Source organism: Streptomyces sp. NPDC059866 (genome assembly GCF_042731325.1).
GTDB lineage: Bacteria > Actinomycetota > Actinomycetes > Streptomycetales > Streptomycetaceae > Streptomyces > Streptomyces flavusporus.
The window spans coordinates 73,024-97,712 of the sequence record NZ_JBHWJT010000008.1; the positions used below are offsets into that span (position 1 = coordinate 73,024).

The following is a 24,689-nucleotide window of genomic DNA, read 5'->3' on the forward strand; positions in this document are numbered from 1 at the left end:
TTCCTGCCTACCTGGCTTCTCGGGTGGCTAGCTGGTCTGCGGACTGGGCCACGCCGAAGGCCTGGGGTATGGGCTGGCTCGCCATGTAGAGGCGGTCGGCGGTGCGGCGGGTGAGGGGGAAGTACTCGAAGGATCCGTAGATACGGCCGTCGGCGGCCATGGGCTGGGCGTTGAAGCGGGCGACGGTGGCCAGCCGGTAGGGATCGCTGCCGTGGCTGTCGAGCAGCGCGATCTCGGTGACCCGGCGGGCGCCGTCGGCGAACCGGGTGAGCTGGACGATCACGTCGACGGCGCTGTTGATCTGGTCGTGCAGGGCGACGAAGGGGATTTCGACGTCGGACATGGAGGCGAGGGTCTGCAGGCGCATCAGCGCGTCCTCGGCGCTGTTGGCGTGGACCGTGGCCAGCGAGCCGTCGTGGCCGGTCGACATCGCCTGCAGCATGTCCAGTGACTCGCCGCCGCGGACCTCACCGACGACGATGCGGTCGGGGCGCATCCGCAGCGAGTTGCGGACCAGGTCGCGGATCGTCACCTGGCCCTGGCCCTCGACGTTCGGCGGACGGGACTCGAGCCGGATGACGTGCTGCTGCTGGAGCTGGAGTTCGGCGGAGTCCTCGATGGTGATGATGCGTTCGGCCTCGGGGATCAGGCCGGAGAGGGCGTTGAGCAGTGTCGTCTTTCCGGTGCCCGTCGCCCCAGACACGATGATGTTGAACCTGGCCTGCACCAGCCCGGCCAGCAGGTACAGCATGTGCTCGTCCAGCGAGCCGAAGCTGATCAGTTCCTGGAGGGTGAAGGAGCGCGGGAAGCGGCGGATGGTGAGGGTGGCGCCGGTGAGGGACAGCGGCGGGATGATGACGTTGACGCGTTCGCCGGACGGGAGGCGGGCGTCGACCATCGGATTCGACTCGTCGACGCGGCGGTTGACGGTCGAGACGATCCGCTCGATGGTCTGCATCAGCTGCTCGTTGGAGGCGAAGCGCAGCGGCAGCTGCTCCACCCGGCCGCCGCGCTCGACGAAGATCGCGTCCGGCCCGTTCACCATGATCTCGGTGATCGACGCGTCCTCCAGCAAGGGCTCCAGGATGCCGAGCCCGAGCGCCTCGTCGACGACCCTCCGGATCAGCTGGGACCGCTCGACGGTCGACAGCACCGGGCCCTCACGGCTGATGATGTGCCCGAGCACCCGCTCCAGCCGCGCCCTGCGCTCGGCCGCCGCGAGCGAGCTCATCTCCGCGAGGTCGATCTCCTCCAGGAGTTTGGCGCGGTACGAGGCGACCAGGTGGCCGTCCTCGCCCCTGCTGCCGTTCTCCTCGGGGGAGTTGATCCGTGCCCGCAGGCTCATCGCCGTGCTCCCTGTTTCAGTGGTCGATCGGCATCGTGGCGGTCTTGTTCGCGTCGCCGAAGTCCCAGCCGGGGACGATCGACGGGATGTCGACGGTGGCGGTGACCTCGACCTCGTCGCCCAGCTCGGCGCTCGAGCAGTCGGTGCCGTCGGCCAGCCAGCTGCTGACCGCGTTCTGGCAGTCCTGCACGTAGGGCCCGTTCAGGGAGGCGCTGCGGGCGCCGGTGCGGGCGGCCGTGCCGGCCTGCTGGCCCGTGTAGGCGATCAGTCCGATCTGTACGGCGGCCATGGCGACGAGGATCAGGATCGGGATGAACCCGAGGTACTCGAGGGCGACCTGGCCACGGTCGCGGTCTTCAGGACCGTAGAAGGAGGATCGCTCGTACGGCATCTCAGTCCACCTCCTCCTCCACGGCCCCCGCATGCCCGTCGACGCCGGGGAAGGGGAAGCCGACCGAGCCGGGGAAGAGGACCGGCACGTCGAGACTGACGTCGGCCGTGACATAGCCGCCGTTCGTGGTGCACTGCACGCTGGCGCCCCCCTCCCACGCGTCCGGCAGATGCCGGCGCCCCGCCTCCTCGCAGGCCGCCTGACGGTCGACCGCCGCCGTTCCCTCCCGTACCGCCTCGTCGGCAGCATTCCCCGCGAGCGTGAACGTGTATCCCACGAGCACGAACTGCCACAGGAGTACCAGCGTCAGAATGATCAGCGGGGTCATGCCGAGGAACTCGATGGTGACCTGGCCCCGGTCCCGTTTGCGCAGTGCACGCACGTTCATCCCCCTCCGTCCTTCCGCCTCCGGAAGCTCACCGCGCCGCGGTCGCCCCGCAGCCGGCTGCCCTTGCGGTCGCCCTCGGGGGCCTTGACCAGTCCGAGTTCGCCCGCGAGGCCCCACAGGGCCTGTTTGACCGTGCTCCTGCTGTCCAGCTCGTGGAGGCGGCCCGCGTCCACGGCTCCCTGGAGTTCCTTGAAGTTGGCGGGGACGGCCGTGGCCGCCACCGGCGTGCCGGTGATCTTCTGGACGAGCGATGGCTGGATCTCGGTGACGCGTGAGTGGCGGTTGACGACGACCGTCGTCTCCTCCGCCTTGCGGATCTGCAGCCGGTCCCACATCCGGACGGTGCGTTTGGCGCCCCGGACCGCGACCACGTCCGGCGTCGTGACCAGCAGAGCCCGGTCGGCCATCTCCACCGCGGCCGCGCTCGCGCCGCTCATCTGGGCGCCGCAGTCGATGACGACGGTCTCGTAGCGGGAGCGCAGGGCGCTGACGATCTGCCGGGTGGCCCGGTCGGTGACCTCCTCACCGCGCTCGCCCTCGCCGGGGGCGAGCAGGAGCGCGACCCCCGTGTCGTGCCGGAACACCGCGTCGGCCAGGACGCGCGGGGATATGTCCGTGATGGCGGCGAGGTCGACGACGGACCGGCGGAACTGGACGTCCAGGTACGACGCCACATCCCCGGTCTGGAGGTCCATGTCGACCAGGGCGGTGCTGCGGCCCGACGCCTGGGAGGCCAGCGCCAGTTGGACGGCCGTCACCGTCGCGCCCACCCCGCCCTTCGCGCCGCTGACCGTGACGACCGTGCCGCCGACGCCGGTGAACACATCGCCGGTGTGGCCGAGGTGGCGGCGTACACCGACCGACCACTGGGCGACGGCCTGGACGCGGTTGGCGAGTTCCTCGTAGCTCAGCGGCAGGGCGACCAGGCCCCGGGCGCCGGAGTCCATGGCGGCCTGGAAGAGGCCGGGGCCGGCGTCGGAGGTGACGAGGATGACCCCGACGGCGGGGAAGCGCAGGGCGACCTCGCGGATCAGCTCCAGTGCCGGGACGGGTCCGATCCGCTCGTGCACGACCACGACCTCGGGCAGTTCGTCGACGGACTCGGCGGCGAGCCGGGCGAGGGTGTCGATGAGCTGGGTGGAGTCGACCACCGGGGCCACCGGCTCGGCGTCCGGGAGCTGGCTGAGCAGGGTCGTGACGGAGCGGACCGCGTCCGCGTCGCCGACCGCCGGGAGGATCCTCGTGGGCATACGGGCCTCACTTGTCCTTCGCGAGTTCGTAGGTGCGGTCCTCGTCCGGGACGGTGGTGTCGCTGCCGGGTGCGACCAGGGCGAGCCGGACGCGGTCGGCGAACGACTCGGCGTAGGTGAGGCGCTGGGCGTCGATGGTGGACAGCGCGAAAGTGATGGGGACGGCGTCCGTGGTCCGGCGGTTGCGGTCGTCCTCGTCGGGGGTGAGGGATGTCAGCCTGCCGACGTCGATCACCCGCGCATTTGTTACGATGATCTTGGACTGAGCGGGGTCACCCTCACGCTCGCCCGCGAAGGTGGCGTACACGTTGACGGTGGAGTTCGGCGTGATCTTGCCGGCCACCCCGGTCGCCGCGTCGATCATGATGGCGACCTCCTGCTGCCCGGGCTGCAGGGCGGGCTGGTCGACGATCATGTCGCTCTGCAGCAGGGAGCCCTCGCGCAAGGTCGTCACGGCGGTCTTGCCCTCGATCTGCCGGAGATCGGTGACCGCGTTGGCCGACAGCCAGCGCTCGGGCATCTCGATCTCCTCGAACTGGCCCGTGGTGAGGGTCGTGTAGGGCTCCACGTTCGCCTTGACCCGGTACGCGGTGACCTCGGGACCGACCTTGGACTTCACGTCGCTGATGACGGACAGAACGCCCGCGAACGCGCCGAGGGCGCAGATGACGGACAGAAGCAGGAGTATCACGCCGCGGCGCTGACGGGAGTTCATGAACCGTGCAACCTCATTGGGGATCTTGGTCGAGTGGGCTGGGTTCGTGTGAGCGGTGAGGGGTCGTGTGCGGCCCCGCGGGATGCCGGGGCCCCGTGCGTGTCCTGTGATTCAGGACTCACCCGGCGGGGATTTGGTTCTCGTAGGGCTGCTCGTGGTCGGGTGCGACGGCGGAGCAGAACACGCACCGGTCGCCGATGACGTCGATGCCGCACCAGTGGCAGAGGCCCTGTCGTACCGAGCTGACCAGCTGGTAGAGCACCGACAGGTCGGGCAGGTAGGTGCAGAACTCGATGAGTTTGCCGGTCCCCCACCAGCCGGCCGACTCGGCGGGCAGCTGGGCCTCGCGCAGCCCCTGCACTTTCCAGGCCGGGGCGAGGGAGGCGGTGACCCAGTCCGACTGGAGCTGGCCCTTGGCGAGAAGCATCCAGGTGCCGAACTCCGGTCCGTTCAGGGTGGCTTCGGGGGTGATCTTCACCAGCTGCGGCTCCGGGTGGGCGATCACTCCGAACTGGCTCCCCGGCATCCAGGACTTGGCGTGCGACTTGAGGCTGACGGGGACGCGGTCGAGCCGGGCGACGGAGCCGAGGAGGGCGCCGGCGTGGATGTAGTGGGTGAGCAGCCGGCCGGCCGAGGCGAGGACGCCGGGGGTGAGGTCGCAGGAGGCGAGTTGTCTCAACTGCCGGGCCAGGACCGCGAGTCCGAGTGGCGGCAGATCGGGGCGGAACAGGGCGATCCGGTCGCTTTCCAGGATCGACCGGATGGTGTGCAGCCGCCGGTCCACCGCGGCGGGGACGGCCCGTGAGCTGACGACGATCACATGGCCGTGGGTCTCGATCAGCGTCTGCATCTCCGCGAGCGCCTGTTCCAGCGGGCGCTGGTGCACATCCTGCAGGACGACGGCGGGCAAGGTGCGTTCGTCCTGCGCCGGCAGGGCCATGTCGACGCTGGTCACGGCAATGGCTGTTGGCACGCGCAGCTCCCCGTTTCCCGCCCGGTCGGTCCACCGGCGCAACTCCGGTGTACCGAGATGACTTCATTGCGTGACTTCCTCAGCACTGTATCCACGCCTCGATGACCGGAGAACAGCGTTTCCGTAGCTGGCGTGCAACTGTCGTCGCACAAGACACGTCAAATCGGGGCAGGTTGAGCATCCCGACCGGACCCGAACGAGTGGGCCCTGGTAACCGGACTGACGCTGGGCCTGAAGTTTGGGTCCGTGGGCCCACGCCGCCCGACCGCCGCCGCACCTACGCTCACCGTCCGAAAAGGCGCTGTTGCGAAGGGGTAGGAGGGGGTGCCGTATGGCGGGCGGGGGCGGCATACGGGCGTGCATACGGACGTACAGATGCGATGACCGGGGAGCCACCGGCACCGAGTACCTGGGCATGATCGTGGTGGCCGTCGCCATCGTCCTCGGCATCACCGCCACCGGAATCGGCCAGACGATCTTCGACCGGATCGCCGAGCAGATCTGCAAGGTCACCGGCGGCGGCAACTGCGGCTCCGGGACCACCCCCCAGGCGGGCAAACCACTCACCGACGCCGACTTCGAACCGCCGCTCTGCCAGATCTCGTCGGTGACCGACAAGGCCGGCTCCAAGGCGAAGATCCTGTTCTGGGAGATCGGCAAGGAGTACGGCTTCCAGGAGCAGCACCTCAGGGCGAACACCGACGTCAACGGCGACGGCACGGTCGACGACAAGGACGAGCTGGTCTATCTGACCTTCACGGACGCGGCGTCCGTCGGCGTGAAGAAGGACTTCAAACCCGGAATGAAAGTGGGCAGGTTCGGCACCGACAAGGTCGAACTCGGCGCCGGGATCAAAGTCACCAACGGTGACACCTGGGTCTTCGAGAGCCCGGAGGAGGCGGCGAGGTTCCGGGACGACATCGAGAAGCTGCAGATGTACGAGATGCGGCGCACCATGCCCGGCGGCGCGGAGGCCAGTGTCGGCGACAGCATCCTCTATCTCTTCGGAACGGGACCTCTGAAGGACGAGGAGGAGACCCGTGAACGCGTGGAGAACAGCCTCGGCACCAACCGGCAGATCACCTACGGCAAGGTCGGCCTGGAGGCCTCCGCGTCCGGCGGCATGAGGATCTCGGCGGCCGACGAGCGGAAGCTGAGCGCGCAGCTCGGCGGCACCTTCAAGTACTCCCCCGACGTGACCTGGACGGACAACGCCTACAAGAACACCAGGGCGTACACGTACACCTCGTCCATCGAGTACGGCACGAAGGCCGGCTACGAGGCGGGCCCGATCAGCGGCGAGTACTCGGCGCACACCGTCCAGACCGGCACCATCACCGTCACCTACGACAAGGCCACCGGAAAGCTGGTCCGCATCGACACGACCCGCACGGTCGAGGAGGGCGGCCAGAAGGACGGCGCCAAGGTGGGCGGCGACAACGGCAGGCCCGACGGCGACAAGCGGGGCGGCAACGCGGGCGCCAAGGGCACCGACAGCCCGGTCGGCATCGAGGTCGTCACCAACACCGTCACCTTCGACCCGGGGCCCGCGGGTGACCAGGACCGGGCGGTCGCCGAGCGGTGGCTGGACAGCACCAACGAGCAGGCGGTCACGCCGTTCCAGTACATGTTCGACGACCACGCGCCGACGTCCCGCCCCGGCGCGGACAACCCCTTCGGTCAGCTGATGTTCGACCAGGGCAAGTCGAGCAGGATGATCTACACGGGTGAGGTCAACGCGGCCGAGTACGGCTTCGAGCTGAACCTCGGGCTGAGCCTGGGTATGTCGATCAGCACCGAGCAGAAGTCGGAGACGCTGACGGACGCACAGTTCCTGGGTGCACCCCGCGGCACCAACCGCTCGTACGTGCCCTACAGCTACTGTGCGAACTGAAACGAGACAGGAGCCCCGCCGATGAAGACCCGCCGCACGCTCGCGACCGCCGGCCTGCTGACCGCCGCGCTGCTGGCCCTCACCGCCTGCGGGAACGGCGACTCGGACGCGGCCTCCGTGCCCGACGGCTGGGGGACGCTGAAGACGAAGGGCGTCTCCGTGTCGTATCCACCGTCGTACGAGAAGCAGCGCCCCACCGAGCACAACGCAGCGGTGGCCGTACGGACGGAATCCGGCCGCACCGTCTCGATCGTCACCGTGCAGCTGGACTTCACACAGGCGAACTCGGCGGAGCAGGCGGCCATCGGCGCGGAGGCCGGGATCCAGATGGGCGCGGACGTACGGGGTCAGCAGGACGTGAAGCTGACCGGCACGGACGACGCCAAGCGGATCGACTTCACGTTCAAGTCCACCGGCGAGGACTCCGACCCGCCCAAGGGCACCCCGATCGAGGGCGTGATCCTGACCGGCCTGGACTCCACCGACACGACGTTCGCGATCCGCATCGACGCGGCCGAAGGCAAGCTGTCGGACGCGGACCTGGACCGCATCATCGACTCGGTGGAGGTGCACTAGCCGATGGAGGTCCCCGGCGCCGGCTATGTCGTCCTCACTCTCCTCGCCGCCTTCTTCGGCGCACTGTCACTCAAATACGCCCGACGACTGCTCACCGTCGCGCGCGTACTGCGACGCGGGGTGCGCACGGACGGTGAGTGCGTCCGCGTGGAGTGGGAGCCCCACGAGTCCGATGCCAAGCGGCACTTCTTCACGTTCGTGACGGCGGACGGCACCTGCGTCGAGTTCGAGGACCTGGCCGCCTGGTCGACGACGAAGGGCACACCGGTCACCGTCACCTACGACCCCCGCGACCCGCAGGGGACGGCGACGGTCGCCGGCCGGGACAGCTGGTCCCCGCTCCTGCAGTCCCTCGCGCTGGCGGTGGGCTGCGGCATGGCGGCCATCGGCTTCACGACGCTGCTGCTCCACGAGGTCTTCGGAGGCTGACCCATGGCTCTCATCCGGTCCTGGGCCGCGGGCATCGTGGTCCTGGTCCTCACCGAGTACGTCCAGATGACCCTGATCCACGACAGTTTCGTCGGCCCCTCGGGGGTCGACTCCTTCGGCGCGGCACTGGTCCTCGTCCACCTGCCGAACCTCGTCTGTGTGGTGCTGGCGACCTGGGCGGCCGCGCGGGTGCATCCGCAGCCGTGGCGGGAGATCCCGGCCCGGCATGTGGCGGCGGCGTGCGCGGTACCGGCGGCGGCGCAGCTGCTGACGGTGACGCTGCGGTGGGACGTGGTGGGCGTGGCGAGCCTGGCGCTGTGGATGTCGACGGGGGTGCTGCTGGCGGGGTGTGCGGTGGGGCTGCTGCTGGACAGGTTGGTGTGGGCGTCCTGACGGTGAGTTGGCTGGGCGGCCTGACGGCGAACTGGTGTGGGTCTCCTGACGGGTGAACTGCTGTGGGTCTCCTGACGGGTGAATTGGCCTGGGCCTCTTGACAGTTGAATTGGTCTGGACCAACTTGTAGGCCAACGGTGGCCACCGCCGTACCGGAAGACCGGAACACCCCACTCCCCCACCGGAGGCCCCAGTGGACCGCGCACGCAGACGGAGACGGATACGCATGTGGTCGGGAGCGGTGACCGCCGCACTCGCCCTCACCGTGCCGACGATCGGCCAGGCGTCCGCCGCCGACGTCAACAACGCCAAGAACGCCGGCTTCGAGTCGGGCCTGAGCAACTGGACCTGTTCCGCGAACAGCGGTACGACCGTCTCGTCCCCGGTGCACAGCGGCACCGCCGCACTCAAGGCGACCCCGGCCGGGCAGGACAACGCCCGCTGCACCCAGACGGTGGCGGTACAGCCCAACTCGACGTACACCCTGAGCGGATGGGTCCAGGGCGGCTACACCTACCTGGGCGTCACCGGCACGGGCACGACCGACGTGTCGACATGGACACCGGACTCGACGACGTGGAAACAACTGTCGACGACGTTCTCGACAGGCGCCTCGACGAGGTCGGTGACGATCTACACGCACGGCTGGTACGGCCAGGCCGCCTACCACGCCGACGACATCTCGGTCCACGGCCCCGACGGCGGCGGAGGCGGCGACCCGGCTCCGACGATCCCGGGCGCGCCGAGCGGTCTTTCGGTGTCGAGTACGACGTCCTCGTCCGTGTCGTTGGCGTGGAACACGGTCTCCGGGGCGACCGGCTACAACGTCTACCGCAACGGCACGAAGGTGACCGCGGTGACCGGCACATCGGCGACGGTGACCGGCCTCGCGGCCTCGACGTCGTACTCCTTCCAGGTCACGGCGACGAACGCGGCCGGCGAGTCACCGAAGTCGGCGACAGTGACCGGCACCACGGCACCGACGGGCGACACCGGCTCCGATCTCCCCCGGCACGCGGTGACGGGCTACTGGCAGAACTTCAACAACGGCGCGACCGTGCAGCGCCTCGCGGACGTCCAGTCCCAGTACGACATCATCGCGGTGGCCTTCGCCGACGCGACAGGGACGCCGGGCGCGGTCACCTTCAACCTGGACTCGGTGGGCCTCGGCGGCTACACGGTCGACCAGTTCAAGGCCGACATCCGCGCCAAGCAGGCCGCCGGCAAGAAGGTGATCATCTCGGTGGGCGGCGAGCGCGGCACGGTCACGGTCAACGACGCGACGTCGGCGACGAACTTCGCCAACTCGGTGTACGGGCTGATGCAGACGTACGGCTTCGACGGCGTCGACATCGACCTGGAGAACGGCCTGAACGCGACGTACATGACGCAGGCGCTGCGCTCACTGTCCGCGAAGGCGGGACCGTCGATGATCCTCACGATGGCCCCGCAGACCATCGACATGCAGTCGACGTCGAACTCGTACTTCCAGACGGCCCTGAACGTGAAGGACATCCTCACGGTCGTCAACATGCAGTACTACAACAGCGGTTCGATGCTCGGCTGCGACGGCAAGGTCTACAGCCAGGGCTCGGTGGACTTCCTGACGGCCCTCGCCTGCATCCAGTTGGAGGGCGGCCTGGCTCCGTCCCAGGTGGGGTTGGGGTTGCCGGCGTCGACGCGGGGCGCGGGCAGTGGGTATGTGTCGCCTTCGGTCGTGAACAACGCCCTGGACTGCCTGACCAGAGGCACCGGTTGCGGCACCTTCAAGCCGTCGAGGACGTATCCCGACCTGCGCGGCGCGATGACGTGGTCGACAAACTGGGACGCGACGGCGGGCAATGCCTGGTCGAACGCGGTGGGGCCGCACGTGCACGCGCTGCCGTAATCCTCGCTCCCCTTGGCGCCGGCCGCATGTCCCGATGCGGCCGGCGCTGTCGTGGGGATCACGTTGTTGTTGTCGGAAAGCCGCGTTGCAATCCGTAATCGAGCTGCGTGATCTTTGGGCACATGTGTGCGGACGGGGGCGGCATACCAAGGCCGGAAGAGTCCAGTATTGCGGCCGAGTTGGTCGACGCGGTGCGGCGGGCGTCGTCCGCCACCAAGGTCGAGCCGGTGCTGCACCTCTCGTACCGGCCCGAGGAGGGCACGGCGTGAGCGACGGTCAGTCGTGGCTGATTCCGGTGGGGGCCGACGGCGGGGACTTCAAGTGGGAGGTGCAGTTCCTCCGCTCGATCGCCCGGCCGCTGGCGGAGTCGACGCAGGTCGCCCGGAAGATCGCCAAGCAACAGGCGAGGAACAGTTCGACTTCGCCGGCATGACCGAGGTCGCCAAGACCGGCACCGAGGAGGTGTCGCAGGCCGTCGACGACTTCCTGGACAAGTGGTGCCACGGTCTGGGCTGCATCGCCGAGGACGCGGACGTGATCGTCTCCGCCCTGAGCGCGACGATCAACGACTTCCTCGTCACCGAGACGAAGGTGAAGTACGACCTGATGATGGTCCAGCGCCAGAAGCAGTTCGAAGAGGACCATCCCGTCACCAGCTGGCTGGAGGACCAGGGCATCGGCGACGAACGCACGGTGTTCCGCGACCGGATCGACCCCGTCGACCACGGCCAGAACCAGGGCCAGGAGCAGGGGCACCCGAAGCGATGTCGGACAAGCAGGTCATCTTCCGCAGGATCTGGATCGGCCCCGAGGACACCGTCCAGGACTGGGTCCCCGGCAAACCGTCCGAACTGGACCAGCTGATCAAGAAGCTGGGCGGCGCGGCGGCTCATTTCGGTGAGGGTGCGGAGCAGCTGCGCAAGCTCAAGACCGACGCCTGGCAGGGCGAGGCGGCCGAGGAGTTCCGCAACACGGTCAAGCGGCTGCCCAAGGAACTGGACACGGCGCTGAACGCGTTCGTCGAGGCCGGTCTGGCGGTCCTGGCCTACCGGGGCGGCGGTGGCCCGCCCTCGGATCGCTCCGGTCGCGGGCGAGGAGCAGTGATTGGAGGATTTGTGCCACCCAGCGGGCGAAAAGGCCCGGGTCGTGGGTGCCTGCTTGTGGCACAGATCCTCCAATCATCTGCAGGAGTGGGGGTGGTGAGGCTCGTGTGGCGTGAGGGGACTTGGGGGCCCGGCCCACCGGCCGTGGGGGTGTTCGTCCCCGCCACCAGCTCACCGCAAGCCGCTGAGCTGGTCAGGCGTCCCCTCACCCGGCCGACGCGCCCGCCCCGATCACCCACCACCCGCCACCCGCAAGCCGCTGAGCCGACCCGGCGTGCATGCGAGGCGCGATCGCGCCCGCCAACCCAGGCCGACGACGCAGCCGACGGAGGTGGCCGCCTGCCTCGGCCACCCGCCTTTCCGGGCCGCTCGCTCGCTTCTCACCCGTGCTGGAACGGACCGAGTCAAGGGTGGCCCGCAGGGCCATCGCCGAAGGCGACGCGCAGCGTCAGCGGAGCGCCCTTTACTCGGGCCGTGGAAGCACGACACTGGCCAAGAAGCGGGCGGCCCCGACGGTCACCTGATAACGCCGGTCAACCGGGGAGCGTGCCGTACCTCGCCGTCCCCGTCCTCGGCAGCGTCGCCCACATTCGCGTACCGCCGCCCGGTTCTCGGGCTTCGCCGAAGCCCCAGTCGCCGTTGCAGGCCCGGCAGACGCAGGCCAGGACTCGGAGGGCTGCGCGGCGGCGGGTGTCGCAGGCCGTGGTCAGGTGGGGTTGGGTGTGGCGGGGATGGCTGTCGTAGGCGATCAGGCGGAGGGTGTCGGCTCGGTAGCGGAGGGAGAGGTAGTAGTCCGCGGACTCCGTGAACTGGCAGGCCGTCGCCGTCAGTTCGCCTACCGCCTGTAGCGCCGGGTCCAGCATGTCCGTCAGGCCGTGTGCCCTCAGGACCTCCCTCGTCGCCGCCCTTGCCAACGCCGGGCTGGCCAGCGCTGCGGGGAGCGTGAAGCTGTAAGCCAGGGTTTCGGGGGTGGGGGCGGTGGGGTCCGCCGGGTAGGTGGGGGCGAGGGGGCAGCGGGATGCCGGCATGCGGGCTCCTTGTTCCAGTGCGGTTGTTCCAGTGAGGGGTGGCAGCAGTCGGTGGCTCGTCTCCCTGGCGCGGGTCGCCCCTCCCAGGGCAGGAGGTTGCGGGCAGGCTCGCGCGATGCACTGCCGACTGCCGCGAGTAGCAGGTGCGTCACTGACTGTAGGATGCCGCTTGGTTATATTGCCACGTGCTTGGAGAAATTGACCCGATCGTAGGTCGTCGGCGCCTGATGGCGGCAGACTGCTGACGAGCTGCAGGGAAGGAAAGGCATGCCACCGAGGACGACACCCACCGAGCGCCAGAAGCGTCTGGGCAGCGAGTTGCGGAAGATGCGGGTGGCGGCGGGAATAACGGCCGACCAGGCTGCTGGGCTGCTCGGCCTCGATCGGGCGAAGATCTCCAACATCGAGACGGGCATCCGCACGATCAGCGAGGAGCGGCTGCGCACCCTCGCCTGCAACTGCGACTGCTCGGATCAGGCGTATGTGGCAGCCCTGGTGAGCATGGCCCGACCCAACGGGCAGGGGTGGTGGGAGCGTTATCGCGGCTCACTCGCCGCCGGGCTGCTGGACATCGCCGAGTTCGAGGCTTTCGCGACACGGATGCGGACGGCCCATATCGCCCACATCCCCGGCCTGCTGCAGACCAGCGACCACGCTCTTGAGCTCTTCCGGGCCGTGCTGCCGCCGCTTCCCGAGCACGAAGTCGCACTGCGGCTGGCGTACCGCGTGGAGCGGCAGCAAGTGCTGGACGGCGACAACCCGACCGAGTACGTCGCCGTTGTGCACGAGGCCGCTCTGCGTATGCAGTTCGGCGGGCGGAAGGTGGCTCGCGCTCAGCTCGAGCATCTGCTGACCGTCTCGGAGCGACCTGCAGTACGGCTGCTGGTGATTCCGTTCGCCGCCGGCACGTTCCCCGGCTCGGGGCAGACCTTCAACTTCCTCGAGGGTCCGGTTTCCCAGCTGGACACCGTTCAGATCGACAGCAGTCACGGGCCGGAATTCCTCAGTGGGGACACACAGTTGGCCAAGTACCGTACGCACCTGGACTGGATGGAGCGCATCGCGCTGTCACAGGAGGAGTCGCGTGACTTCATTCGGGACATCGCCAACAGTCTGTGAGGAGACCCCTGATGAACGACATCGCCTGGGAAGAGCCGTTCTGCGGCGAGGGAGCCAGCTGCTTCCGCCTCGGCACCGACCCCCAAGGCAACGCCTACATAGCCGTCGCCGGTGCCGAGGACTCCTACCTCACCGACAGCCGCGAAGCTCTCCGCAGCCTCATCCTCGGCATCAAGGCCGGGGAGGCCGATCACCTGCTCTGAGTGATCTGAGGCCGGCGTGAAACATTTCCCCGGGCCTGGCGCATCAATGAAGTGACGGTGCCTACGACGGGGGGACGACGATGCAGGTCCGCGGGGACGAGTACGCGGAGTTCGCGGCGGCACGCGCCGGGCATCTGTACCGGTCTGCGTGTCTGCTCACCGCGGGGGACACGTATCTCGCCGAGGATCTGGTGCAGGAGACCCTCGGGCGGCTGTACGTCAGATGGGGGCGCGTTGCGCGGGTCGGGAACCCCGCCGCGTACGCGCAGACCGTGCTGACCCGTACGTTCCTCGCCCATCAGCGGCGGCGGAGCAGTACCGAGCGCGCCATGGACGTACTGCCGGACCGGCCCGACGCGGGCGCCGGTGACGCCTCCCTGCGGCTGACCCTGCTGGAGGCCCTCGCCCGGCTGCCGGCCAAGGACCGGGCGGTGGTCGTGCTGCGCTACTGGGAGGACCGCAGCATCGAGGAGACCGCCGACGTACTCAACGCCAGTTCGGCCGCCGTGCGGACGCGTTGTGTCCGTGCGCTCGCCCGGATGCGTGAGCTTCTGGGCGAGGACCTCGGCGAGTACGCCACCCACTGAAGCGCCCCCTGATCCCTTACGCCTCACTTCATCCGTGTGTCTTGAGAAACGGTGATTCGCCATGCCCACTCCACACCACGACGACCCCTTCGACGACCCCTTCGAGGGCCGCCTCGGCGCAGCCCTGCGGCAGACCGGGGACACCTTCGACACCGATCGTCCCGCCCTGATCGCCGCCGGTCAGGCCCGCGGGCGCAGGCTGCGGCTGCGTCGCCGGGCCGCGGTCTTCGGCGGCGTCGCGAGCATCGCCCTCGTGGGCGTGACCGGGGCGCTGGTCCTGCCCGGGAACGGCACGGACGGCAGCGGGACCTCGCAGCAGTCCGTGGGGCGGAACGGCTCCCCGGCGCCCGCCTCGTCCACGCCCGCCCCCGTCTCCGGCGACGAGCTGCTCAAGACGCTGAAGAAGTACCTTCCCGACGGCGAGTTCAGCGCCGAGTCGGCGCGCGGCACGAACGAGTTGCCTGGGCCGTACGCCCACCTCGTGTACGACGACGGCAAGGGTCCGGCGGCGATCGGTGTCAGCCTGAGCCGGGTCGAGCCGGGCAGTGATCAGGCCCGCGAGGCGACCACCTGCCCGGACAAGACGTTTGTGCCGTACGACAGCTGCCGCACGACGAGGCTGGGCGACGGCTCGCTGCTCATGATCTTCCAGGGGTACGAGTATCCGGACCGCCGCGTCGACACCAAGCACTGGCACGCGGAGCTCGTCACGCCCGAGGGGCAGCAGGTCGGCGTGAGCGAGTGGAACTCCGCCGCCGAGAAGGACAAGCCGATCTCCAGGGACGAACCGCCGCTGTCCCCGGCTCAGTTGAAGAAGGTCGTCACGGCTCCGGAGTGGCGTGGCGCCGTCGACGCCATCCCCGAGAACCCGAAGGGGGGCGCGCCGGTGCCGGAGGCGCCCACGCCGCCCGAGGGTCCCGAGGTCGCCGACATCGTGACGACGCTCACCGAACTGCTCCCGGACGGCGTCGAGGTGGTCGACAAGGGGTCGTCGTACTCGTACGTCGTCCTCGACGACGGCAAGGGCAGGAGTCTCGTCCAGGTCGACGTGCAGCCCGGTATGTCCGACATCGAGGCCGAGATCTTCGGCTCCGAGGCCGAGACCCTGGAAGACGGCACGAAGGTCGTCACCCGGGAGGGGTCCGGCGACAAGGGCGTCGACGGGGTCGTGATGTGGACCGCCGACACCCTCAGGAAGGACGGTCTGCGCGTGGCCGTCAGCGCCTTCAACGCCGCCGACCAGCACAGCGCCGCCACCCGTGAGACGCCCGCCCTGACCATGGAGCAGCTTCGGGAGATCGCCCTCAGCCCGAAGTGGGCCGACCTCCTGTGACCGCTAGAAGAACTCCGACCACGGCTGGTCCCAGATCTGCTTCACGCACAGCACCAGAAACAGCAGCCCCGCGATGACGAGCATGCCGTTGCTCACCCACCCGTTGCGCCACTCGCGGGGTGTGCGGTCGGAGTTCAGGAGCCAGATCAGGGTGCCGGCGAGGAAGGGGAGGAACGCCGCGCCCAGCACGCCGTAGATGACGACCAGGCGGAACGGCTGGCCCTGGAAGAGCAGGACGATCGGCGGGAACGTCAGCCACAGCAGGTACGCGCGGAACGGCCAGGAGCGCTCCCGCTCGCCCGACGCGATCTCCTCGCCCTTGGCGGCGTCGCGGCGGCGGTAGCGCGCCACGAAGTCCGTGAACATCAGGCTCACGCCGTGCCAGACGCCGATCAGGGAGGTGAAGGAGGTGGCGAAGAAGCCGATCAGGAAGAATTTTGCGGTAGCGGTGCCGTATTCGTCTTCCAGGATGTCGCCGAGCTGGATCAGGCCCTTGTCGCCGCTCTCGATGGCGATGTTCGCGGCGTGCAGCAGTTCGGCGCCGACGAAGAGCATCGCGACGACGAAGACGCCGGTGGTGGCGTAGGCGACCCGGTTGTCCAGGCGCATGACCTTCATCCAGCCGGTGTTGGTCCAGCCCTTGGCGTTGACCCAGTAGCCGTATGCGGCCAGCGTGATGGTGCCGCCGACGCCGCCGATCAGGCCGAGGGTGTTGAGGATCGAGTCCTTCTCGTCGGGCAGGACGGGGAGGAGGCCCGCGAAGGCGTCCCCGAGGTTCGGGGTGACCCTGATCGCGAGGTACACCGTCACCACGAACATGACGCCGACCAGGACCGTCATGACCTTCTCGAAGACGGCGTACTTGTTGAACCAGACGAAGACCAGGCCCACGAGACCGCAGGCGATGCCCCACCACTTGAGGTCCATGACGTCCGGGAACAGCGCCTGCAGCGGCAGCGCGCTGGACGACATCGCCGCCGCGCCGTAGACGAAGCCCCAGATCACGACGTAGACGACGAAGAAGTACGTGGTCCAGCGGCCCAGGCTCGCCCAGCCGTCGAAGAGGGTGCGGCCGGTGGACAGGTGCCAGCGGCCGGCCGCTTCGGCGAGGGAGATCTTCACCAGGCAGCCGATGATCGCGGCCCACAGCAGGGTGTAGCCGAAGTTGCTGCCCGCGATGAGCGTGGCCACCAGGTCACCGGCGCCGACGCCGGTCGCCGCGACGACGATGCCGGGGCCGATGTACTTCCAACTGGATTTACGAGGGGTGGAGTTGGAGTTCTGGGCCGGTGATGCGCCGGTTTCACTGGTGTTTCCCGTGGTGTCCGCCATGAAGGTCAAGTAAGCCCATGGGCGGCCGGGCGACAAGAGGGCGGACGGGATCTTCACCCGATGTGTGCGACGCGTGCTACGGCTGCCGCCGACCGCAGCCGTCGCACGCGCACGTGCCGAGTTCGAACCAGACGGTCGTACCCGGTCCGTCCTGGTGGTGGCCCCAGCGTCGGGCGAGCGCGTCCACCAGGAACATCCCGCGGCCGCTCTCCGAGGTGCCCGCGTCGACCACCCGCGGCGGGCGCCGGCCACGGTCGGCGACCTCGCAGCGCAGGACGCCGTGCGCGGCGGTCAGGGTGAGCCGGAAGGGGGTCGCGGCATGCAGCAGGGCGTTGGTGGCCAGCTCGCTGACCAGCAGTTCGGCCGTGGCCACCAGATCGTCGTCGCCGGTACCGTCCCGCTCCGCCAGTCCCCATGCCTCCAGCTGCCGCCGGACCTCCGTGCGGGCCTCGCGGACGGCGGAGGGTTGCGGGTCGTACTCGACGCTCAAGTGGCCCGCGCGCATGGGTGGTTGGGGATAGGCGCCGTACCGGGGGTCGGGGTCCGGGCGGCCTCCCCCGGAGAGTTGCAGCATGTCTCCAGGGTGTCCGTACCGGGTGTACGGCACACGGGGAGGACTACCCGATTCCATACCTGTGCAGGGATGCGCATACGGATCGGCTTACGCGTACTGCAGGCGTACGGCCGCGCCCGCCCCCTCGTCGCGTACGTCGACGTATGCGCACACCTGCCGGGCGAACCACAGCCCCTGGCCGGGGGCGGGCTGCGCGTCCGGCGGTGGGACGAAACCGGCGAGGGGGTCGTCGACGCGGCGCGGGGAGCGCAGTTCGCAGACGCAGGCGGGGGCGTCGCCCCACAGCAGGACGCGGGTGACGGGGTCGAGCGGGGCGGCGGCCTCGGTGACCGCGGCGGCGAACAGGTCGGCGTCGGCGGCGGACAGCCCGCGGGCGGTGGCCCAGGTGTGGACGGAGTGCGGGTCCGGGGCGGGCAGCGGGTGGGCGTCCGGCGGGGGCGGCGGCAGCGGTACGGCGTCCAGTTCGGCGGCGATGCGCAGCGGGTCCTCGTAGACGCCGGTGCCGGGGTGGGTGCGGCGGGCGGCGGCGACGACGGCGGAGCCCGCGGTGCGGGTGTCGTAGGCGCACAGGGCGGTCGTCGCGAGCGGGGCGAAGAGGAGGTTGGCGAAGGCCTCGTAGCGGATCCACTCGCCGGTCTCGCGGGCGGAGCGGCCGGCCCGGCCGCTCCAGTCGGGTTCCATGAGGAGGTGGATACGACCGTGGGGGGCGGCGTGCGCGGCGAGGTAGCCGGCGCCCTGGGCGATCGCGTTGGCGGCGGAGCCGGTGTACCACTCGGTGTGCGGGACGAAACCGATGTGCCGGGCGTCGTCGCCGAGGGCGTCGCGCAGCAGGCCGAGTTTGGCGGGGGCGGCGATGGCCACGGGCGGGGGTTCGTCGGGGGCGGCGAGGCCTTCGGCGAGGAAGGGCAGGGCGGCGGCCAGGAACTCCTCGTCGGTGTCGAAGACGGCCATGCGGTGGTCGAAGGTGCCTTGGGCAAATGCGGGTCGGGCAGGCATGGGTTTCCTGTCGGTGGTAGGGGCGGGTGTCAGCGCCGGGCGGTGACCCAGGCGGCGATCTGGCTGCGGTTGCTGAAGCCGAGCTTGCTGAGGATGCGTTCGACGTGGCCCTCGGCGGTGCGGCGGGCGATCACCAGGCGGTCGGCGATCTGCTGGTTGGCGAGGCCCTCGGCGACAAGTTCGGCGACCTCTCTCTCCCGGCGGGTGAGGCGGACGTCGGGCTGGGGGCGTTCGCCGGTGGGCTGTTCGGGGCGGTGTTCGTCGAGGGCGTGGCCGACGATGTCCGTGAGCCCGAGTCCGGCACCGTACTCGTAGGACCGCTCGTAGGCGGCCGTTCCGAGGGCTTCGCGTACCCGGGTCTCGGTGTCGTGGCGGCCGGAGTTGAGGGCGGCGGAGCCCCAGCGGTTGCGGTCGACGTCGGCCCAGATGCGGTCGGCGCCGCCGAGCAGGACGGCGGCGCGGTCGTGGGCGCCGGTCCGGCTCGCGGTGTGGGCCAGCAGGTCGAGGGTGAGGCCGATGCCGACGACGTCGTGCACGGCGAGTTTGAGGCGCAGGGCCTCGCGGGCGTGCCGTTCGGCCTGCCGGTGGTCCTGCCGCACGCTGTGGGCGAGGGCCAGCATGCGGTGGACGTACGACAGCACCCATTCCTCGCCGTGCCGTTCGCACAGCCGGCGGGTCTCCTCGCAGACCTCGATGGCCTGGTCGGCCTCGCCCAGGAAGCCGAGGGCGCAGGCGAGTTCGACGCGGTCGAGGCCGACGAGGCTGAGGTGCTGGCCGGGGGCGCGGCCGCGGGCGACGGCGGCCCGGAAGTGGTCGAGGGCGGCGGGCAGGTCGTCGCTGAACAGGGTGATCACGCCGAGGACGTACTCGGCGTGCGCCGCCTCCGCCGGGTCGCCGAGCCGCCGGGCCAGGGTGCGGGCCTCTTCGGCGCGGCGGTGGCCTCGGGTGAGGTCCTCGGGGCAGAGCGCGAGCAGTCCGGAGACCCACAGGGCGCGGGCGCGTTCGGGGGTCGGTTCCGGGTTGGCGTCGAGGGCGCGGTCGAGCCAGTAGCGGCCCTCGCGGGGGGCGCCGCAGGCGTGCCAGTAGAACCAGAGGGTGCCGGCCAGGCGCAGGGCGGCGAGGGCTTCGCCGGGGGTGGTGAGGCTGAAGTCGAGGGCGGCGCGCAGGTTGTCCTGGTCGGCGCGCAGCCGGGCCACGATCTCCCGCTGGCCGGGCCCGAACCAGGCGCGTTCGCAGGCGGCGGCCCGCTGCTGCATCCAGTCCCGCTGGCGGCGGCGTGCGGCGGTCTCGTCCTCGGGTCTGTGCCGGAGTTTCTCCCACCCGTAGTGCCGGAGGGTGTCGAGGAGGCGGTAGCGCACACCGTCGGGGCCTGCTTCGCGGCACAGTACGGACTTGTCGACGAGCCCGGCGACGGCTTCCAGGACGTCGTAGGCGTGCAGCCCTTCCTCGTCCGCGCACACCGCCTCCGCCGTCTCCAGGTCGAAGCTGCCGGCCAGTACGGACAGCCGCGCCCACACCGACTGCTCCCGCTCGGTGCACAGGTCGTGGCTCCAGTCGACGGCTGCGCGCAGCGTCTGGTGGCGGGGGCGGGCCGCGGGGCTGCCTGCGGACAGCAGGCGGTAGCGGTCGTCGAGGCGGTCGAGGAGTTGTTCGACGCCGAGGACGCGCATCCGGACGGCGGCGAGTTCGATGGCGAGGGGGAGGCCGTCGAGGCGCCGGCACAGGCGGACGACGGCGGGCCGGTTGGCGGGCGTGAGCCGGAAGCCGGGGACGACGGCGGCGGCGCGGTCGGCGAAGAGGGCCACGGCCGGGTTGGCGTCGGCGGCGGAGAGGTCGCCGTCGGGGTCGGGGACCGGCAGGGGCCGTACTTCCAGGAGGTGTTCCTCGGTGAGGCCGAGGCGGTGCCGGCTGGTGGCGAGGATACGGACGCCGGTGGTGCCGCGCAGCAGGGCGGCGGCCAGTTCCGTGCAGGCGCCCAGCAGATGCTCGCAGTTGTCGACGACGAGGAGCAGCCGCCGGTCCCGTAAGTGCTCCACCAGCGCGTCCAGCGGCGGTTGTGCGGAGTGGTCGTGCAGGCCGAGGACGTCGGCGGCGGCGAGCGGTACGAGTGCCGGGTCGTGCAGCCCCGACAGGTGCACGAACCGCACGCCGTCCGGGAAGGCGCGGGCGACACGGGACGCCAGGCGTCCGGCCAGCCGGGTCTTGCCGACGCCGCCCGGGCCGGTCAGCGTGACCAGGCGGGCACGGGCCAGCAGTTCGCGGCCTTCGGTGAGTTCGGTCCGCCGGTCGACGAAGCTGGTCGTCTCGACCGGCAGACGACCGTCCCGGTGCGGCGCTGATCCGCCCATGATCAGCCAGTCCTCTGGGGTGGGGGGAGGGTTCGCCCTTGCGCGGACTGCAACTCTCCCCCGACGCCTACATATATGCACGTTCCGCTCACACCGACGGGTGCACTTTGCCGGGGACGGCGCCGGGTGAGGACGTCGTGCGTACACTGCGCGGACGCTCAATCCCCTGTCCGGCAGCCGTTTTTCGTTCGCTTTCGGCCACCGGTTCCCGGCCGACTCTTGACCTGACCATGCCAGGCACCCACGATGAGCGCCACACCCGCACCAGAACGTCGTACGTCGCGCGGAAGAACCACCCCCACGGCTCCACTCCCCCACTTCCGGAGACCCCGGAATCACTGGAGAAACAAGGAGATTTCATGCGACTTCGCATCCGCGGCTCAGGTGTGCGCAGCGGCAGACGCACCGCCGCGCTCGCCGCCCTGCTGGCCCTCGCCCTCGCGGCCCCGATCTCGGCGACGGCCACCGACGCCACCGCCGACGGGGCGGACCGGGCGTCGGCCTCGGCGGACGACATCCGCCAGTACGAGATCCATATGCACTCGACCGCCAAGGACCGTACGGCACTTCAGCGGTCGGGCGTGACCGTGGACGAGGTCCACAGTCACGGCGTCGTGATCTCCGGCCGCCCGGACCAGGTCAGGAAGCTGCGCTCACAGGGCTACGAGATCACCGCACTCGGCGCGGTCCCCGACCGGTCGGCCGGCGAGGACGACGTCCGGCTCTACGACTTCCCCTCCGGCGACTCCCGCTACCACAACTACGCGGAGATGACGAGCGAGATCAACTCGGTCGTCTCGGCGAACCCGGGCATCGCGAGCCAGCGCGTGATCGGTACGTCGTACCAGGGCCGGAACATCGTCGCCATCAAGATCAGCGACAACGTGGCGAGCGACGAGTCCGAACCGGAGGTGCTGTTCACCCACCACCAGCACGCCCGTGAACACCTCACCGTCGAGATGGCGCTGTATCTGCTGCGGGAGCTGACCTCCGACTACGGCACGGACTCACGCGTCACCAGCATGGTGAACAACCGGGAGATCTGGATCATCCCGGACCTCAACCCGGACGGTGGTGAGTACGACATCGCGACCGGCTCCTACCGGTCGTGGCGCAAGAACCGGCAGCCCAACTCCGGTTCGTCGTACGTCGGTACGGACCTGAACCGGAACTGGAACTACCGGTGGGGCTGCTGCGGCGGGTCGTCCGGCTCGCCGTCCTCGGACACCTACCGGGGCTCGGCGCCCGAATCCGCGCCCGAGGTCAAGGTGGTCGCGAACTTCGTGCGCAGCCGGGTCGTCGGCGGGACGCAGCAGATCAAGGCCGGCATCGACTTCCACACGTACAGCGAGCTGGTGTTGTGGCCGTTCGGGTACACGTACTCCGACACGACCACCGGGATGACGGCCGACGACCGGAACGCCTTCGCCGCGGTGGGGCAGAAGATGGGTGCCAGCAACGGCTACACGGCTGAGCAGTCCAGCGACCTGTACATCACCGACGGGTCGATCGACGACTATCTGTGGGGCTCGCAGAAGATCTTCGGGTACACCTTCGAGATGTATCCGTCCTCCGCGTCCGGGGGCGGGTTCTACCCGCCCGATGAGGTGATCGAGCGGGAGACCTCGCGGAACCGGGATGCGGTGCTGCAGCTTCTGGAGAACGCGGACTGTATGTACCGGTCCATCGGCAAGGAAGCCCAGTACTGCAGTTAGTCGGCGTCCTCTTCGAAGTAGGCGTCGAGGACGTCGTCCAGTTGTGAGTCCCACTCCTTGTGCTGGGACTTCGACGTGGCCTCGATCTCGATGGGGTACCAACGGCGGTCCGGCGTGTGCACGGTCACGGTGAACCGCTTGCCGAAACGCGGGGACTCCGTCTCGATCGCGCCGATCTCGTCCCAGCGGAACTCGCACTTCTCGTCGTCGAGGCTCAGGCGTACGCCCCTGGCGTCGGCGACGATGCGTGCGCGGCGGTCGGCGGCCTCGAAAACGGGGCCGTCGGCCGCCTCGGCCTCCTCGGCGTCCGAGGCTTCCTCCACCGGGGCCTCCTCGGGGGCCGCGTCCTCGACGGGGGCCGCCTCCTCGGGCTCGACCGCGTCCTCGGGCTCGGCGGCCTTCTCCGGCGCCGTGAACCCGGGGATGTGGGCCGGGTTGACGCCGGCGTCCAGGGGCTGACTGCTCGTACCTATGCGCTGCTCCACAGCGGAGCAGTATGGTCGACGATCCTGTGTCCGAGACAGTCAGCCCCTACTTTGTTATACGAAGATGCTCAATGCGGCGGCCACCACGAACCCGGCGACGGACAGCACCGACTCCAGCACGGTCCAGGTCTTGAGCGTGTCCCGCTCGCTGATGCCGAAGTACTTGGCCACGATCCAGAAGCCGCCGTCGTTGACGTGCGAGGCGAAGATCGAGCCGGCGGAGATGGCCATGATGACCAGCGCGACGAAGGCCTGCGAGTGGTCACCCTCGGCGAGCAGAGGGGCGACGATTCCGGCCGTCGTCACGATGGCCACCGTCGCCGAGCCCTGGGCGACCCGCAGCACCACGGAGATCAGGTAGGACAGGACGATCACCGGGAGGCCGACGTCGTTGAAGGTGTCGGACAGGGCCTGGGCGACGCCGCTCGCCTTGAGGACGGCGCCGAAGACACCGCCCGCACCGACCACCAGCAGGATGTTGCCGACCGGCTTCAGGGACGAGGTCGACACCGTCTCCAGGGACTTGCGGGACCAGCCGCGGCGGATGCCGAGGACGTAGTAGGCCAGCAGCAGCGCGATGGTGAGGGCCACGAACGGGTGCCCGAAGAACTCGATCACCGAGCGCAGGGTGGAGGGGTCCAGGGCGATCGACGAGAACGTGGCGGCCAGGATGAGGATCAGCGGCGTACCGATGATGGCGAGGACCGTGCCGAGGGCGACCGGCTGCTCGCGGGGCTCCACGCCGGCCGCGCGCTGCTCGGCGAGGACGGCCTGCTTGGCCTCGCCCGCCGCCTCGACCATGTCCTGCGGTACGGCGACGAAGATGCGGCGGCCGATCCACGAGGAGAACACCCAGGCGGCCAGCACTGCCGGGATGCCGCAGACGATGCCCATGAGGATGACCCAGCCGAGGTCCACCCGGAGGAGACCGGCGGCGGCCACCGGGCCCGGGTGCGGGGGCAGGAAGGCGTGGGTCATGGAGAGGCCGGCCAGCAGGGGCAGGCAGTAGAGCAGGATCGACTTGCCCGAGCGCTTGGCGGCGGCGTAGACGATCGGCGCGAGGACGAAGATGCCGACGTCGAAGAAGACCGGGACACCGAAGATCAGGCCCGTGAGGCCCATGGCGAGCGGGGCGCGCTTCTCGCCGAAGAGGTTGAGGAGACGGGACGCCAACACCTCGGCGCCACCGCTGACTTCGAGGATCGCGCCCAGCATGGTGCCCAGGCCGATGATGATCGCGACATGGCCGAGGATGCCGCCCATGCCGGACTCGATGGTGGAGACGGCGTCCGAACGCTGGACCGTGCCGAAGAGTTCGGTGACCGAGAGGCCGGCCAGCAGGCCGACGACTATGGAGACGGCGAGGAGGGCCACGAAGGGCTGGAGCCGGGTCTTGATGATCAGGAAGAGGAGGAGGGCGATGCCGATCGCGGCGACGGTCAGGAGTCCTGCCGTGCCGTCGATGAGAAGGAGCAGTCCGCCGGTGTGGGGTGGGGTCTCCGCGGGGGCGGATGCGGCGAGCGGGAGGGACAGTGGGGACATTTGTGGGTCCTCTGCGTCAGCACGTACTGCTTTCGGGCAGGGCGGATCGCGGCACGGCGCCCCGGTGGGCGCCGTGCCGTTG

At 69.7% G+C, this 24,689-nt stretch carries 25 protein-coding genes and 1 pseudogene; 13 read left to right on the top strand and 13 right to left on the bottom strand.

From position 1 onward, the window contains the following. Positions 1-7: 7 nt before the first annotated feature. The 6 genes from ACFV7R_RS14290 to ACFV7R_RS14315 form a co-directional block, all read right to left on the bottom strand. Positions 8-1,345 carry a CpaF family protein gene (locus ACFV7R_RS14290; protein WP_385263470.1) on the bottom strand — a complete coding sequence of 446 codons (1,338 nt, stop codon included), beginning with the start codon at positions 1,343-1,345 and terminating at the stop codon, positions 8-10. 16 nt (positions 1,346-1,361) lie between these two features. Next, the gene (locus tag ACFV7R_RS14295; RefSeq protein ID WP_385263471.1) at positions 1,362-1,736 is read right to left on the bottom strand and encodes a TadE/TadG family type IV pilus assembly protein; all 375 of its coding nucleotides are present in this window, start codon (positions 1,734-1,736) and stop codon (positions 1,362-1,364) included. Between the two features lies 1 nt (position 1,737). Continuing rightward, positions 1,738-2,124: a TadE/TadG family type IV pilus assembly protein gene (locus ACFV7R_RS14300; protein WP_385263472.1), complete on the bottom strand. Its 387-nt coding sequence runs from the start codon at positions 2,122-2,124 to the stop codon at positions 1,738-1,740. After that, the gene (locus ACFV7R_RS14305; protein WP_385263474.1) at positions 2,121-3,374 is read right to left on the bottom strand and encodes a CpaE family protein; all 1,254 of its coding nucleotides are present in this window, start codon (positions 3,372-3,374) and stop codon (positions 2,121-2,123) included. The genes ACFV7R_RS14300 and ACFV7R_RS14305 overlap by 4 nt, the downstream gene beginning before the upstream one ends. Positions 3,375-3,381: 7 nt before the next feature. Further along, positions 3,382-4,089, bottom strand: a complete 708-nt coding sequence (gene cpaB / locus ACFV7R_RS14310; RefSeq protein ID WP_385263475.1) for a Flp pilus assembly protein CpaB — start codon at positions 4,087-4,089, stop codon at positions 3,382-3,384. Positions 4,090-4,207: 118 nt separating this feature from the next. Next, positions 4,208-5,029: a hypothetical protein gene (locus ACFV7R_RS14315; RefSeq protein WP_385263788.1), complete on the bottom strand. Its 822-nt coding sequence runs from the start codon at positions 5,027-5,029 to the stop codon at positions 4,208-4,210. 364 nt (positions 5,030-5,393) lie between these two features. On the opposite strand from ACFV7R_RS14315, the gene ACFV7R_RS14320 reads away from it, so the two are divergent. The 8 genes and pseudogenes from ACFV7R_RS14320 to ACFV7R_RS14355 form a co-directional block, all read left to right on the top strand. Further along, positions 5,394-6,956, top strand: a complete 1,563-nt coding sequence (locus ACFV7R_RS14320; RefSeq protein WP_385263477.1) for a Flp family type IVb pilin — start codon at positions 5,394-5,396, stop codon at positions 6,954-6,956. A 21-nt stretch (positions 6,957-6,977) separates the two neighbouring features. Further along, the gene (locus ACFV7R_RS14325) at positions 6,978-7,532 is read left to right on the top strand and encodes a hypothetical protein (RefSeq protein ID WP_385263478.1); all 555 of its coding nucleotides are present in this window, start codon (positions 6,978-6,980) and stop codon (positions 7,530-7,532) included. 3 nt (positions 7,533-7,535) lie between these two features. Further along, entirely contained in the window at positions 7,536-7,961 is a 426-nt protein-coding gene (locus ACFV7R_RS14330) for a DUF3592 domain-containing protein (protein ID WP_385263480.1), read from the top strand. A gap of 3 nt (positions 7,962-7,964) precedes the next feature. Continuing rightward, on the top strand, positions 7,965-8,354 hold the full coding sequence (locus tag ACFV7R_RS14335) for a hypothetical protein (protein ID WP_385263481.1): 390 nt from the start codon (positions 7,965-7,967) through the stop codon (positions 8,352-8,354). 226 nt (positions 8,355-8,580) lie between these two features. Continuing rightward, positions 8,581-10,242 (top strand): chitinase, encoded by a 1,662-nt coding sequence (locus tag ACFV7R_RS14340; RefSeq protein ID WP_385263483.1) that lies wholly within the window; start codon positions 8,581-8,583, stop codon positions 10,240-10,242. A 265-nt stretch (positions 10,243-10,507) separates the two neighbouring features. Continuing rightward, positions 10,508-10,675 carry a hypothetical protein gene (locus ACFV7R_RS14345; RefSeq protein WP_385263485.1) on the top strand — a complete coding sequence of 56 codons (168 nt, stop codon included), beginning with the start codon at positions 10,508-10,510 and terminating at the stop codon, positions 10,673-10,675. Beyond that, complete coding sequence (locus ACFV7R_RS14350) at positions 10,672-11,106, top strand: hypothetical protein (RefSeq protein WP_385263486.1); 435 nt, start codon at positions 10,672-10,674, stop codon at positions 11,104-11,106. The genes ACFV7R_RS14345 and ACFV7R_RS14350 overlap by 4 nt, the downstream gene beginning before the upstream one ends. Next, positions 11,007-11,234, top strand: a pseudogene (locus tag ACFV7R_RS14355) (putative T7SS-secreted protein); the annotation flags it as partial. The gene ACFV7R_RS14350 and the pseudogene ACFV7R_RS14355, both read left to right, overlap by 100 nt. A gap of 644 nt (positions 11,235-11,878) precedes the next feature. Here the strand turns inward: ACFV7R_RS14355 and ACFV7R_RS14360 are convergent. Next, a complete protein-coding gene (locus tag ACFV7R_RS14360) occupies positions 11,879-12,373 on the bottom strand; it encodes an ATP-binding protein (RefSeq protein ID WP_385263488.1) in 495 nt (164 codons plus the stop codon). A gap of 267 nt (positions 12,374-12,640) precedes the next feature. On the opposite strand from ACFV7R_RS14360, the gene ACFV7R_RS14365 reads away from it, so the two are divergent. From ACFV7R_RS14365 to ACFV7R_RS14380, 4 genes are all read left to right on the top strand, one after another. Further along, entirely contained in the window at positions 12,641-13,492 is an 852-nt protein-coding gene (locus ACFV7R_RS14365) for a helix-turn-helix domain-containing protein (RefSeq protein WP_385263489.1), read from the top strand. Between the two features lie 11 nt (positions 13,493-13,503). Further along, positions 13,504-13,695 carry a hypothetical protein gene (locus ACFV7R_RS14370; RefSeq protein WP_385263490.1) on the top strand — a complete coding sequence of 64 codons (192 nt, stop codon included), beginning with the start codon at positions 13,504-13,506 and terminating at the stop codon, positions 13,693-13,695. 80 nt (positions 13,696-13,775) lie between these two features. Next, positions 13,776-14,282 (top strand): SigE family RNA polymerase sigma factor, encoded by a 507-nt coding sequence (locus ACFV7R_RS14375; RefSeq protein ID WP_385263492.1) that lies wholly within the window; start codon positions 13,776-13,778, stop codon positions 14,280-14,282. A 61-nt stretch (positions 14,283-14,343) separates the two neighbouring features. Continuing rightward, the gene (locus ACFV7R_RS14380; RefSeq protein WP_385263494.1) at positions 14,344-15,615 is read left to right on the top strand and encodes a hypothetical protein; all 1,272 of its coding nucleotides are present in this window, start codon (positions 14,344-14,346) and stop codon (positions 15,613-15,615) included. A 3-nt stretch (positions 15,616-15,618) separates the two neighbouring features. Here the strand turns inward: ACFV7R_RS14380 and ACFV7R_RS14385 are convergent, their stop codons facing one another. From ACFV7R_RS14385 to ACFV7R_RS14400, 4 genes are all read right to left on the bottom strand, one after another. Continuing rightward, positions 15,619-16,947: an Nramp family divalent metal transporter gene (locus ACFV7R_RS14385; RefSeq protein WP_385263496.1), complete on the bottom strand. Its 1,329-nt coding sequence runs from the start codon at positions 16,945-16,947 to the stop codon at positions 15,619-15,621. Positions 16,948-17,023: 76 nt separating this feature from the next. Beyond that, positions 17,024-17,521: an ATP-binding protein gene (locus tag ACFV7R_RS14390; RefSeq protein ID WP_385263498.1), complete on the bottom strand. Its 498-nt coding sequence runs from the start codon at positions 17,519-17,521 to the stop codon at positions 17,024-17,026. Positions 17,522-17,608: 87 nt separating this feature from the next. Beyond that, on the bottom strand, positions 17,609-18,517 hold the full coding sequence (locus ACFV7R_RS14395; RefSeq protein ID WP_385263500.1) for an anti-sigma factor RsbA family regulatory protein: 909 nt from the start codon (positions 18,515-18,517) through the stop codon (positions 17,609-17,611). Positions 18,518-18,546: 29 nt separating this feature from the next. Continuing rightward, positions 18,547-20,865: an ATP-binding protein gene (locus ACFV7R_RS14400; protein WP_385263502.1), complete on the bottom strand. Its 2,319-nt coding sequence runs from the start codon at positions 20,863-20,865 to the stop codon at positions 18,547-18,549. A gap of 359 nt (positions 20,866-21,224) precedes the next feature. Here ACFV7R_RS14400 and ACFV7R_RS14405 point away from each other — a divergent pair, with 359 nt between their 5' ends. After that, positions 21,225-22,580, top strand: a complete 1,356-nt coding sequence (locus tag ACFV7R_RS14405) for a M14 family metallopeptidase (protein WP_385263503.1) — start codon at positions 21,225-21,227, stop codon at positions 22,578-22,580. Here the strand turns inward: ACFV7R_RS14405 and ACFV7R_RS14410 are convergent. Both ACFV7R_RS14410 and ACFV7R_RS14415 read right to left on the bottom strand, forming a co-directional pair. Then, entirely contained in the window at positions 22,577-23,065 is a 489-nt protein-coding gene (locus tag ACFV7R_RS14410) for a hypothetical protein (protein ID WP_385263505.1), read from the bottom strand. The two genes, ACFV7R_RS14405 and ACFV7R_RS14410, sit on opposite strands and share 4 nt — an antisense overlap. 54 nt (positions 23,066-23,119) lie before the next feature. Continuing rightward, on the bottom strand, positions 23,120-24,607 hold the full coding sequence (locus ACFV7R_RS14415; protein WP_385263506.1) for a GntP family permease: 1,488 nt from the start codon (positions 24,605-24,607) through the stop codon (positions 23,120-23,122). Positions 24,608-24,689 lie beyond the last annotated feature (82 nt).